Raw genomic sequence first — 12,011 nt, 5'->3', positions numbered from 1 at the left:
AGTGAGGCGGGCGATTTCAGCCATTGACCAGCCGAAATTCGCTCCGCCTCATCCTTCAGCCTTAACTAAACGCGACCTCTCGACCCGAGAAAGGATTTTGTCGTCGGCTTCCGAAGCATCGAGTGGTATGGTATACAGCGACATAGAGGCCGCGTCCCGCGACGAACTCCAGAGCCTCGAGGGCGACCGCCTCGCCGAGACGGTCGCCTACGCGTACGAGAACGTCCCCTTCTACCGCGACGCCCTCGACGTCGTCGGGCGCGACGCCCGCCTCGTCGAGGGCGTCGCGGACGTGACGGAACTCCCCTTCACGACGAAAGAGGACTTCCGGGACGAGTACCCCGACGGCCTGTTCGCGGTGGGCCACGCCGACGTGAACCGCATCCACGCCTCCTCGGGCACCACCGGGAAACCGAAGATAGTCGCCTACACCGACGACGACCTCGACCTCTGGCGCGAGGTGATGGCGCGCTCGCTCGCGGCCGCCGGGGTCTCGGAGGACGACATCGTCCAGAACGCCTACGGCTACGGACTGTTCACGGGCGGTCTGGGCTTCCACGACGGCACCGAGGAACTGGGTGCCTGCGTCATCCCGACCGGCGGCGGCAACACCAGCCGACAACTCGACATGCTCCGGGACATGGAGAGCGACGTGCTCGCGTGTACGCCCTCCTACTGTCTGTATCTCGCCGAGGCGGCAGAAGAGCGGGGTATCGACCCTCGGGAGCTACCGCTCTCGACCGTCGTCATCGGCGCGGAACCGTTCACCGACCCGATGCGCGAGGAGATAGAGCAGGCGCTCGACGTGACCGCCGTGGACGTGTACGGTCTCTCGGAGGTCATCGGCCCCGGCGTCTCCATCGAGTGCGAGGAGGCCCAGGAGGGACTGCACGTCTGGGAGGACCACTTCTATCCCGAGGTAATCGACCCCGACACGGGCGAACCCCTGCCCGAGGGCGAGGAGGGCGAACTCGTGCTCACGTCGCTGACGAAGGAAGCGCTGCCCGTCCTGCGCTACCGAACGGGCGACATGACCTCGCTGACCTACGAGGAGTGCGACTGCGGACGCACCGCGGTCCGGATGGACAACGTCACCGGCCGCACGGACGACCTGATAATCGTCCGCGGCGTCAACGTCTACCCCAGCCAGATAGAGGAGGTGATGGTCGACCTCGACGACGTCGCGCCGTACTACCGCATCGACCTCTTCCGCCGGGGTAACCTCGACCGGATGGAACTCACCGTCGAGTACCACGAGGAGTACGGCGGCACCCACGAGGAACTGGAGGACCGCATCCGGACGGTGCTCGAAGACACACTGGAGGTGAACCCCGACGAGATAGAGGTCGTCGGTCCCGGCGTCATCGACCGCTCGGAGACGGGGAAGGTAAAGCGCGTCTACGACCACCGGTGAGCGACGGCGCGCCCGACTCTCGACGCTGCTTTCGCGACGGCCACCGTTTCACGGTGGACGACCTCGTAGCTCTCAGGGTTTGTAGACGCGGCCGCGGAAGACGGCAACCACCTCGTCGTCCTCGTCGGTCACGTCCACGCGATAGCTGGCGGTCGCGTCGGACGCGTGTTCGCGGTCTGCGGTCGCGGTCAACGTCTCGCCGACCGCGACCGCGTCGAGATACGAGACGTTGGTCTCCAGCGCGAGGGCCGTCTCACCCTCGGCGTTCGACGCCGCGGCGAAGGCCGCGTCCGCGAGCGAGTAGACGGCGCCGCCGTGGGGCGTCCCGTGGAAGTTCAGCAGGTCCTCCGTGACGACGAGTTCCGTCGTAGCAGTGCCGGGGGCCAGTTCGACGAGTTCGACGCCGAGCGTCTCGCAGAAGGGGTCGGCCGCGATGCGTTCGCGGCGCTCGTCGGGAATCTCGGTCATGGTGGCGGTAGGTGCAATACTTACTTATATTTCACCGAAGTTTTCTCCGATATGCCGTACAGCTACCAGCCACACCACTTCGAGGACTTCGAGGAGGGACAGACGTTCGAGAGCGTCGGCCGCACCGTCACCGAGTACGACTTCGTGATGCACTCGGCGTTCGCCGGCGACTGGACCGAACTCCACACCAACAGGGAGTACGCGGAGGACGAGTACTTCGGCGAGCGGGTGGCCCACGGCCCGATGACGTTCGTGCTCGCCACCGGATTCGTCTACCGCATCGGGATTCTCGAACGCACCGTCCTCGCGTTCCTCGGGATGAACTACATGGACATCCCGAACCCCGTCTACATGGACGACACCATCAGTCTCGACATGGAAGTGACCGAGACGAAGGAGATCAGCAGTCGGGACGACGCAGGACTAGTCGTCATCGACACCACGATGACGAACCAGGAGGACACCGTCGTCTTCGAGGGCGACATGAAGTTCCTCGTCAAGACGGAGGAGTAGAGCGTCGTTGACCGAAACGACCGGGCGACTGGGAGTAGTAGTCGATAACACGGCCCGGTCCAGAGTCGGGCCGAAGCGACCGAGGGAGGAAGTGAGTTACCCTCGCGCCGCGGCCGCAATCAGTCGTTGGAGCGCGGCGGAAGTTCGAAACGATGGGCTGACTCCCGCCGGACGCGGAGCTCACGTTGAACCGTATGAACCACGGAGTATTTCGGGACGACCATCCTTCGCTTCTCCACATTCACCGGACAAATCAACAGTTCGCGCTCGCGACTTACGCTAGAAATATTTCGCCCCTTCGGTACAGAATTTGCGAACTGTAAGGCAACAAGGTCTAATAATAGGGGCTTCTCTAATTGCGTTGGGGTTTCAGTGCCGGATTTCCTCACTGAACTACGTGAACCAATCTCCGAGCTAAAACACGTCCGGGTAGACGCTCACCAGCGGGGTGCCGAGGAACGACCCCGCCATCCCAGGAGAGATAAGCATGAAAAGGACGACTCGAATCCTGCTCACCGTAGCCGTCGTCGGAACAGTACTGGCGAGCGTTGGAACGACTGCGGTGGTCGCAGACAAAAAAACTGGCCAACCGAAACACAACCCGCAGTCCAACCACTGTCAAAACTACAAGGGGGGCGATGAACCACACGCGGGTCCCGGTTCGGGGCCCAACTGTCCCGGCAGCAAGAAGGGTGGCGCCTTGACGCCATTCCTGATTCTGGCACCGATGGGACTGCGAGCGAAGTCGCTCGAATCGCTCGTTAACTAACACGCTACGAAGGCGGTAGCGATTTTTTCATACGGGAAGCGGAAATCGGTCGCAGGGGTCAAAGTCCGGGCCGTGGGTGGACGAACGCCGCGGCCTTACCATCACTATCGAGAAGGAGAGTAGCCGACGCCTCCGCCGCTCACTTGATGCCGACGGCGTCGACGTACGCCCGCTGGCCGCAGGCGAGGTACGCGTCGTAGCCGACACCGCCGTCGGTCCAGGTCGCGTCGGCGGCCCCGACGCGGGCGATTCGTGCGCCCTCCTCGTCGCGGAGGGTAACCAAGTGGTTCCCGCGGTCGCTCCAGTCGACCACCACCTCGTACCACGCACCGGCCGAGAGCGAGTACCCCGCCGAGTCAGATTCGAGGCGATGAGCAGACCCGTCCTCGTAGCGGAACAGCATGAGGTCGTCGTTCGCGACGTCGACGCGGACGAAGTAGCGGTCGTCGTGCCCCTGGACGCCGTATGTCACGTTGAGGTCCTCGGCCCCCGCCTCGGCGCGCAACCAGTAGGCGAACGTGTCGCCGGCCTCCGGATAGGCGTCCAGCCCCTCGGTGCTGATCAGTTCGACGGCCTCGTCGGCCAGTTCGAGTGAACGGCCGCCCCGCCTCGTCGGGGAGGAGACGACGTTCGCGCCCGCCCCGCCGCGGTCGAAGCGGTACTCTGCGAGGTCGCCGTCCTCGAAGCCGTCGACGAGCGTTCCGACCGTCGCATCGCACGTCGGGGGCGTGCAGTCGGCCGACCCGGTCCGGTTGCGTCGGCGAGTGACGCTGCCGGAGTTAGAGAGCACGACGGATTGGCCCGTGACGTCGAACCGACAGTCGGTAACGCGGCTGTCGCTGCAGTACTGGAGCAGGATACCGTCGCGGTCCTCGCCCGTCTGCTCGACGCAGCAGGCGTCGAACACCGACCGGGGACGTCCGTAGGCGCGCAATGCTGCGCTGCCCGCGACGCCGCCGGACGTGTGGGCGGCGTCGCCGGTGACCTGCAGACCGGCGCACGTGACCGGCGCGGGCGTACTGTCCGGCGGTTTGGCGTACACCGCGGCCGTGTCGTCGGCGTCGACGCGGATGCGAGAGTTCCGTATCGTCTGCGACCGGCCGCTCTTCTCGACGACGACCGCCCCGTCGCTGGCGACGTCGACCAGCAGTTCCACGTCGCAGTTCTCGACGGTCGCGTTCGTCCCGAGGAGCCAGATGCCGCGCATGTTCGTCGGGAACGAGGAGTCCGAGTGGGCTTCGTCGACGCGGACACAACAGTCGCGGACGACGCCGCCGCTTCCCGCGAGGCGGACGTTGGCGATGTTGTTGTTGCGGTAGCGACCGCCGACGACGCGGACGGTGCCGCTGCTCTTGCTCGACTGATAGAGACCGTTGTTCGGGAATCCGGCCAGTTCGCAGTTCCGGAACTCGATGTCGCCGGTCGTCTCCGCCTCGACGAACGTCCCGACGGCCCCGCTGCCGGACGGTGCGCCGTCTGGCGCGCGAACGTTCTCGACCAGACCGGTGCCGTCGGCGGTCCGGACGCCCCAGAGGAACGGCCCCTGGGAGCCCCGGTGGACGCCGCGGTGGAGCACGTCCCTGACGACCAGACCGTCGTCGACGAGAATCTGCATCCGCGGCGCTTCCGGCGCGTCGCCGACGTCGTGTCTGAACCCCTCGTAGTGGACGTTGTACGACCCCGGGCCACCGAGCGACAGCCAGTACGCTCCCGCGCTTCCGGTGACGGCGTCCGGCGTCTCCAGCAGGAACGTCGCACCGGTCTCGACCGCCACCATCGCGAAGTCGTGGAGTCCGTTGCCGTAATCGTAGTTGTACTCGGTGACCAGGTACTCCCCCTGCGGGAACTCCAGTCTGGTGTTGCTCCGGAGATACTCGTCCAGCGTGTCGTCGATCGGCTCCTGACCCGTCGGGTCCATGCCCAGGTCCTCCACGGCGTCGTACACTTGCTCGTACTCGAACGACGCCTGCTCGGCGTCGGCGCGGGACCGGTCGCTCGCCTCGGTCGACCCCCCGCCGGAACCGCCCGCCGTGTCGGCGGCCGCCGCCAGCGTCGGTGCGCCTGTCGCTCCGCCGACGAGTTTCAGGTACGACCGACGATCCCACGAGCGCTCCGTCCTACCAGTTTCGTTCGGATCTTTCGGCATGGAGCCAACACGCAACGTGTTAAATAATAAGTACCAATGTAATATATTTTACTTGACTTCGGGCAGATTTCACCGGGCGAGCACCGAATCGAGCCGAAGCGACGAGTTGCCTACCTTTTTAGGAATATCCGGAGAAAGAGCGCACATGCCAACGCTCGACGTCGTCGCCGACCACGAGGACGACTACCCCATCATCGACACCCACTGCCACCAGCCGACGGAGGAGTTCCTCCACGACGCTGGCGGTCTGATGATGGAGGACGCCGCGAACAAGTTCGGCACCTCCATCGAGACCGATACCTACGACCACCTCATCGAGGAGTACCACGAGGCCGGAATCGGTACGACCGTCCTGCTCGGCTGGGACGCCGAGACCAACACCGGCAACCCGCCGGTGCCCAACGATTACGTCGCCGAAGTCCGGGACGAGTACTCCGACTTCTTCGTCGGATTCGCCAGCGTCGACCCCCTCAAGGAGGACTGCGTCGAGGAGGCCGAGCGTGCAGTGAAGGACCTCGACCTCTCGGGGTTCAAGTTCCAGCAGATAGCGCAGGGCTTCGACCCCAGCGACCCCGAACACGAGGAACTCTGGGCCACCATCGAGGACCTGGGCGTTCCGGTCGTCTTTCACGGCGGCAACTCGACGCTCGGCGCGGGCGCGCCCGGCGGTCGCGGACTCAAGATCAAGTACGGCAATCCCATGCTTGTCGACGACGTGGCGGCCGAGCACCAGGACCTCGACATCCTCATCGCCCACCCCGCGTTCCCGTGGGAGAAAGAGCAACTAGCCATCTGCCAGCAGAAGGGCAACGTCTACATGGACCTCTCGGGGTGGATGCCGCGGTACATCGACGACCAGGTGCTCCACTACGCGAAGAGCCTGCTCTCGGACAAGGTCATGTTCGGCACGGACTACCCGATGATAGAACCCGGACCGTGGCTCGACCAGTTCGCGGAACTCGAGTTCCCCGAAGACGTCCAGCGCAAGATACTCTGGGAGAACGCGGAGAAGTTCTTGGGACTCTGAATCGATCGCCGACGACCGGTGACGAACGGTCGCGCTGCTCCTGGTCCGATGCCGGACGCGGTCTTTCGCCGGACGTTCTCCCGGCGATTCGAGTCTCGCGGTCGAACAGTTATTTACGCCGCCGCTCGAATCGACAGTTTATGGCGAACGAAGGTTCGAAAGTGCTCCACCTCGCGAAGTGGAGCACCCGCTTCGGCGCGTGGCTGATCGACGTCCTCCTCGTGTCGGCCGTCCTCGGCGTGGTCGGCGACCTCGTCGGACCACTGCCCGAGTTCGGCTCTGCCTTCCTGTTCACGGGGACGGACGGCCTCGCGCTCTGGGTCTACTGGACCGCCTTCGAGGGCCACGGCGGACAGTCCCCTGGCAAGATGGTGCTCGACCTGCGGGTGACCGACCGCGAGGGAGGGTCCATCGACTACCCGACCGCGGCCATCGAGAGCTTCGGGAAGGCGTTCCTGTTACCGCTGGACTGTCTGGTCGGCTGGCTGGCGATGAAAGGCGAGAAGCTCCGGTTGTTCAACCGCATCGCGAGTACCATCGTCATCGAAGTACCCGACGAGACTCCCCAGGGCGTCACGTACGACGTCCCCGAGGAGTGACCGCCGGCGGACCGACGGTCACTCGAACTCGGGGTCGCGCCCCTCCAGGAAGGCCGCCACGCCCTCCTCGTGTTCCGGCGTGTCGTAAGCCTGGGACTGCACCATGTTCTCGTAGTCCGCCGCCTCGCGCCATCCCTTGCCCATGTTCTCGTGGATGGCGCGCTTGGCGAGACCGATGGTCCTCGTCGGGCGCTCCTGGAGCGTGTCGAGCAGGTCGTCGACGGCGGGACCGAGCTGCTCGTCCGGGACGACCTCGTTGACCAGCCCCATCTCGGCCGCCTCGTCAGCTCCGAAGTACTCGCCGGTGAACGCGAGTCGCTTCGCGGTTCGGAGGCCGACGATGCGGGGGAGCAGGAAGGAGCCGCCGGTGTCCGGGATGAGGCCGACGCGGACGAACGCACAGCCGAACCTCGCCGAGTCGACGGCGTACGCGAAGTCGCTGACGGCCGTGATGGCCAGTCCCGCGCCGACGGCGTCGCCGTTCACCTTCGCGACGATGGGGACGGGAGCCGAGAGCGCCTCCTCGACGACGCGTCCGAACGTCGCCGTGATGCGCTCGTAGGCCGCCTCCGTGGTCTCCTCGCGCTCGGCCATCGACTGCACGTCCCCGCCCGCCGAGAAGGCGTCGCCCTCCCCGGTCAGCACGACGGCGTCGTGCTCGTCTGCGTCGGCTTCCGCGAGCACGTCGGCCAGCTCCTCGGCCGTATCGGTCGTGAAGGCGTTCATGACCTCGGGACGGTCGAAAGTGACTGTTCGGATGCCGTCGTCGTCCGTTACGTCCATACCGGGGGAGTCGAGTGGCCCACATTTAATTGCCCGCCACTCGGACTCGCGGTATGGACATCGAAGCGTTCTTCGAGGACATGCCGTTCGCCGACCTGCTCGGCGTCGAGGTGACGGCAGCCGAGGACGGCCACGCCGAAGGTCGCATCGAGATGCGCGAGGAACTCTCGTGGAACCGGGACCGACAGATGGCCCACGGCGGGGTGACGTTTACGCTGGCGGACACCGTCGGCGGTGCGGCGCTCGTCTCGCTGAACGACCAGCCGGTGCCGACTATCGACATGCGCATCGACTACATCGAAGCCGGCACGGGCGACCTGTACGCGGAGGCCGACGTGGTCCGGAACGGCAGCGACGTCGGCGTCGTCGACGTGAGCGTCCACGACGAGGACGACGAACACGTGGCCGAAGCCCGCGGCGTCTACAAGACGGGATAGCCAGCGCTCGCGCCCGACCGGCGTCAAAGCGGCGAGCACGTCCGGACGCCGAACGCTTGCGCGGCGCGGAGATTTAAACCGGAAGACGCGACCAACGTCGGCGTGACCTGACGAGTCGCCGCGAAGCGGTCCGCGGGAGTACGGCACGCCGCTTCGCGCTCGGGTCCGCCGTCTGTTCGCCACTACACAGCGACCGGAGGAACGGTCTGCCGCGGCCGCCGTCCGCGAGCGTCACAGTCCGTCTCGGGGGCGCTACTCGAAGAGCTGTGAGAACAGCGTTCGCTCCGCGCGGTGGACGCGCTCGAGGAACGCCGACTTGCTGATGGCGAGTTCGTCCGCGACCTCGCTCGCGGTGGCCTGCCGTGGGACGCCGAAGTAGTCCATCTCCAGCGCGGTCCGCAGGGCGCGCTCCTGAGCGGGCGTGACGTCCCACGTGCGAGCGACGGCGTCCTCGTCTTCTGAACCGAGCGGATGGACTCGAGAGAGCGTGACGCCCACCGCTTCCCCCGCCGCTTCCAGGACTCCCCGGAGTACGTCGTGACCGACGACCGCGCCCGTGAACGTCGCGCCGCCGTCGCGGTAGCGGAGCGACTCGGCCATGAATCCCGCGTTCGTCAGCTCGTGGACGATGCAGGGATGCTTCGAGAGACAGCGGTAGTTCCGGCGGTCGTCCGTCGTGGAGACGTGCAAGTAACGGATGCGGTCGTCGGCGTCGAGGAACTCGGCCAGGGGGTCGCTCTCGACGTCGTCGAAGCTGGGCGGCACGCCGGCGCTGAACCGCAGGAGTGCATTACCGTCGTACCGAAGCTGGGGCGGCTGGCAGTCGACGTGGATACTCGTCTCACGGGAGGCCTCCGCGAGTGGACAGTCGTCGCCGGTGACGGTGAACTCGACGACCAGGCACTCCTCTATCACGTCCGACGGAAGGCGCCGCACGTATTTAAAAGCGCTCCATAGGCGGGTCAAGTAGTATGGGACGGGAGATGTAATGAACGACCATGGACATCGAGACCGTCAAACAGCGGGCCGGACCGCGAGAGTTCAGCCCGAAGGACGATCTGCCGGAGGAGTACCGGAAGGCGGCGACCCGGATGATCCAGTTCCACGCGAACAGCGAGATCATGGGGGCGTACCTCGAACGTCCGTTCATCCGGGAGGCCCCGAGCCTCGACCGAAAGCTGGCGTTTTCGGCGAAGGTGCAGGACGAGATCGGTCACGGGCAACTGCTGTACCGGGCTGCCGAGTCGCTCGGCGTCAAGAGCCGCGAGCAGATGCTCGACGAACTCGCGAACGGGGAGGGGAAGTTCCTCAACTGCTTCCACTACCCGCTGGAGAGCTGGGTCGAGACGCCGATGATCGCGTTCTTCGTCGACGGCGCAGCGATGCGCCGGCAGGCCACGCTCAAACAGACCAGCTGGGAACCCTACGCCCACGCGATGGACAAGGTCTGTTTCGAGGAGGGGTTCCACGTCAAACACGGCGAGGCCATCCTCTACGAACTGATGACGGGGTCGAAGAAGGAACAGGAGATGACCCAGGAGGCCTTCGAGGAGTGGTGGCCCAGAATCATCCAGTTCTTCGGCCCGACCAACGACAAGTCGACCCACCACGACTTCGCGAGCGAGGTCGGTCTGAAGCAGATGTCGAACGACGACCTTCGCAACGCCTTCCTGAACTCCTACGTCCCGAAGGCGAAGAAGTACGGCCTGGAGATTCCCGACGAGCCGCGCATCCGCGAGAACGGCGACGGAACGTTCGAAGTGGTCGAGGACGACCTCGACTGGGACGAGTTCTTCACCATCGCGAAAAACGAGTACGAACCGGGCCTCGGACAGATAAACGGTCGCAAGCGCGCCCAGGAGGCGGTCGAGTGGGTTCGCGAGTCGATGGACAGCCACGAACAGCGACTGTACGGCGGCGAACAGCCGCAGGCGGCCGACTGACCATGATCTGGGAAGTGTTCAGACAGGAGCAGGAAGGAGAGTACCACACCCACTGCGGAAACGTCCACGCGCCGGATCGAGAGATGGCCCTGCTGTTCGCGGAGATACAGCACGCCCGCCGCAAGCCGACCAACAGCCTCTGGGTCGCACCCCAGAAGGAGATCGGCGAGGTCGACACCGAGGACGCGAAGTTCGGCGGGACGACCGACAAGTCCTACCGGTGGGCGACCTCGTACAGCTTCGAAGCGGCGGCCGAGGAAGTCGCCGAGTCCGAGAGCGAACAGGTCGAGGCCGAGCGCAGGGTCGAGGGAGGTGACGACTGATGGCGACCGCCGAGAGCCTCCCGGGACCGGGCGACCTCTCCGACGAGCAGCGCGAGGCCGTCGAGACGCTGCTGTACCGACTCGCCGACGACGAGTTCGTCCTCGCCGAGCGCTACACCGAGTGGCAGGTGCGCGCGCCGACGCTCGAGTCCGACCTCGCGCTCGCCAACATCGCGCAGGACGAACTCGGTCACGCTCGGCTCTGGTACGACCTGCTGCAGGACTTCGGTGCCGAGGAGTCGGAACTCATCTGGGAGCGCGAACCGGGGAGGTGGCACCACAGCACGCTGACCGAACTCCGGTTCGAGGAGGGGGACTGGGCCGACCCCGTCGTACGGTCGTACCTCTACGACGTGGCCGAGGAGATGCGACTCGCCGCGCTGGTGGACTCGTCGTACCCCCGAATCCGGGACCGCGTCGGCAAGATACGAGACGAGGAGGACTACCACCGCGAGCACGCCGAGAGCTGGCTCGAACGACTCTGCGAAGACGAGCCGAGCCGCGAGCGCGTCCAGAGTGCGGTGGACCGGCTGCTCCCGTACGCGCTGACTATCTTCGCGCCCGTCGACGAGACGGTCGAGGAGCGCATCGACGACCTCGGCCTCCGAACGCGGTCGCTTGCGGACATGCGCGAGGAGTGGCTGGACACCGTCGTCCCGTACCTGGAGAGCCTCGGTCTGTCGGTGGAGGACGTCGAACTGCCCGAGCAGTACGACGCCAACCACGAGAACGTAGAGTTGCCCGAGACGGTGGGGCGCGACCGCTCCCACACGGACGACTGGGACGACCTCTGGTCGGCGTTCACGAAGACGTACCGCGAACTCGACCGCGACCGGGCCGCCCGCATCATGGAGGACCCCGACGATGTCGAGTGACGGTGACGAACAACGTTCGTCGTCTCGTGAGACTCACGGCGTTCCGTACGACCCCGAGATACCCGACCTCCACGACGAGGGAGCGACGGAACGCGACGGCGTCCCTGGGGTAGACGACTGCGCGGAGTCGGCACTGTGCGCCTACACCGAGTACGTCGAGGGCGACGGCGACGTCGAGGACCTGCCGGCGACCGGCGAAGACGCGACCGGTCTCGAAGCAGACGTCTGGGAGGCGCTGTACGGCGTCGAGGACCCGGAGATGCCCATCTCCATCGTTGACCTCGGACTGCTCTACGGCGTCGAGGTGACCGAGGGTGACGAGGACAGCGGTGCGACAGTCGAGATACTGATGACGCTCACGTACTCCGGCTGTCCGGCCCGGAACATGCTGACGGACGAGGTGCGAAAGACGGTGGCCGCAGTCGAGGGCGTCGCGAACGTCGACCTCCGACTGGTCTGGTCGCCGGAGTGGACGATCGACATGGTGACCGAACGCGGCAAAGACGACCTCCGCGAGTTCGGACTGAGCGTATGAGACGGCTCGACCCCAGCGTCGGCACGAGCGGCGAGGATTCGGGCGCGGAGTGTCCGTACTGCGGGTCGACGGACACCGAGCGCGAACATCCCAAGGGACCGTCGCTCTGTCGCTCGATGCACTTCTGCAACGCCTGCGAGCAGCCGTTCGAGAAGTTCGAGTAGCGATTACGGGGCCGT

At 65.7% G+C, this 12,011-nt stretch carries 14 protein-coding genes; 10 read left to right on the top strand and 4 right to left on the bottom strand.

The annotated features are described in order from the left end of the window. Positions 1-127 precede the first annotated feature (127 nt). Complete coding sequence (paaK, locus tag ACRYA2_RS17450) at positions 128-1,414, top strand: phenylacetate--CoA ligase PaaK (RefSeq protein ID WP_433630933.1); 1,287 nt, start codon at positions 128-130, stop codon at positions 1,412-1,414. 72 nt (positions 1,415-1,486) lie between these two features. Here the strand turns inward: paaK and paaI are convergent, their stop codons facing one another. Further along, on the bottom strand, positions 1,487-1,882 hold the full coding sequence (gene paaI / locus ACRYA2_RS17445; RefSeq protein WP_433630930.1) for a hydroxyphenylacetyl-CoA thioesterase PaaI: 396 nt from the start codon (positions 1,880-1,882) through the stop codon (positions 1,487-1,489). A gap of 51 nt (positions 1,883-1,933) precedes the next feature. Here paaI and ACRYA2_RS17440 point away from each other — a divergent pair, with 51 nt between their 5' ends. Continuing rightward, the gene (locus tag ACRYA2_RS17440; protein ID WP_433630927.1) at positions 1,934-2,395 is read left to right on the top strand and encodes a MaoC/PaaZ C-terminal domain-containing protein; all 462 of its coding nucleotides are present in this window, start codon (positions 1,934-1,936) and stop codon (positions 2,393-2,395) included. A gap of 908 nt (positions 2,396-3,303) precedes the next feature. Here the strand turns inward: ACRYA2_RS17440 and ACRYA2_RS17435 are convergent. Next, a complete protein-coding gene (locus tag ACRYA2_RS17435) occupies positions 3,304-5,310 on the bottom strand; it encodes a right-handed parallel beta-helix repeat-containing protein (RefSeq protein WP_433630925.1) in 2,007 nt (668 codons plus the stop codon). Between the two features lie 145 nt (positions 5,311-5,455). On the opposite strand from ACRYA2_RS17435, the gene ACRYA2_RS17430 reads away from it, so the two are divergent. Together ACRYA2_RS17430 and ACRYA2_RS17425 are read left to right on the top strand one after the other, a co-directional pair. Next, positions 5,456-6,337, top strand: a complete 882-nt coding sequence (locus ACRYA2_RS17430) for an amidohydrolase family protein (protein WP_433630922.1) — start codon at positions 5,456-5,458, stop codon at positions 6,335-6,337. Positions 6,338-6,477: 140 nt separating this feature from the next. After that, positions 6,478-6,936 (top strand): RDD family protein, encoded by a 459-nt coding sequence (locus tag ACRYA2_RS17425; RefSeq protein WP_433630919.1) that lies wholly within the window; start codon positions 6,478-6,480, stop codon positions 6,934-6,936. Positions 6,937-6,954: 18 nt separating this feature from the next. On the opposite strand, the gene ACRYA2_RS17420 is transcribed toward ACRYA2_RS17425, so the two are convergent. Continuing rightward, positions 6,955-7,719: an enoyl-CoA hydratase/isomerase family protein gene (locus ACRYA2_RS17420; RefSeq protein ID WP_433630916.1), complete on the bottom strand. Its 765-nt coding sequence runs from the start codon at positions 7,717-7,719 to the stop codon at positions 6,955-6,957. A gap of 53 nt (positions 7,720-7,772) precedes the next feature. Between ACRYA2_RS17420 and ACRYA2_RS17415 the strand changes: the two genes are divergently transcribed. After that, positions 7,773-8,156 carry a PaaI family thioesterase gene (locus tag ACRYA2_RS17415; RefSeq protein WP_433630913.1) on the top strand — a complete coding sequence of 128 codons (384 nt, stop codon included), beginning with the start codon at positions 7,773-7,775 and terminating at the stop codon, positions 8,154-8,156. Between the two features lie 252 nt (positions 8,157-8,408). On the opposite strand, the gene ACRYA2_RS17410 is transcribed toward ACRYA2_RS17415, so the two are convergent. Next, a complete protein-coding gene (locus ACRYA2_RS17410) occupies positions 8,409-9,071 on the bottom strand; it encodes a helix-turn-helix domain-containing protein (RefSeq protein ID WP_433630910.1) in 663 nt (220 codons plus the stop codon). A gap of 83 nt (positions 9,072-9,154) precedes the next feature. On the opposite strand from ACRYA2_RS17410, the gene paaA reads away from it, so the two are divergent. The 5 genes from paaA to paaE are packed head-to-tail and all read left to right on the top strand — an operon-like array spanning position 9,155 to position 11,996. After that, the gene (gene paaA, locus ACRYA2_RS17405; RefSeq protein ID WP_433630907.1) at positions 9,155-10,099 is read left to right on the top strand and encodes a 1,2-phenylacetyl-CoA epoxidase subunit PaaA; all 945 of its coding nucleotides are present in this window, start codon (positions 9,155-9,157) and stop codon (positions 10,097-10,099) included. A 2-nt stretch (positions 10,100-10,101) separates the two neighbouring features. Then, on the top strand, positions 10,102-10,422 hold the full coding sequence (gene paaB / locus ACRYA2_RS17400; protein WP_433630904.1) for a 1,2-phenylacetyl-CoA epoxidase subunit PaaB: 321 nt from the start codon (positions 10,102-10,104) through the stop codon (positions 10,420-10,422). Beyond that, positions 10,422-11,297 carry a 1,2-phenylacetyl-CoA epoxidase subunit PaaC gene (gene paaC, locus ACRYA2_RS17395; protein ID WP_433630901.1) on the top strand — a complete coding sequence of 292 codons (876 nt, stop codon included), beginning with the start codon at positions 10,422-10,424 and terminating at the stop codon, positions 11,295-11,297. The genes paaB and paaC overlap by 1 nt, the downstream gene beginning before the upstream one ends. Next, positions 11,287-11,832 carry a 1,2-phenylacetyl-CoA epoxidase subunit PaaD gene (gene paaD / locus ACRYA2_RS17390; protein WP_433630898.1) on the top strand — a complete coding sequence of 182 codons (546 nt, stop codon included), beginning with the start codon at positions 11,287-11,289 and terminating at the stop codon, positions 11,830-11,832. Before paaC ends, paaD begins: the two co-directional genes overlap by 11 nt. Beyond that, positions 11,829-11,996 carry a 1,2-phenylacetyl-CoA epoxidase subunit PaaE gene (gene paaE, locus ACRYA2_RS17385; protein WP_433630895.1) on the top strand — a complete coding sequence of 56 codons (168 nt, stop codon included), beginning with the start codon at positions 11,829-11,831 and terminating at the stop codon, positions 11,994-11,996. Before paaD ends, paaE begins: the two co-directional genes overlap by 4 nt. The last annotated feature ends 15 nt before the right edge of the window (positions 11,997-12,011 follow it).

The sequence above is a fragment of the Halomicrococcus pelagicus genome (assembly GCF_050954125.1).
This window is presented reverse-complemented; position numbering and strand designations above follow the sequence as displayed.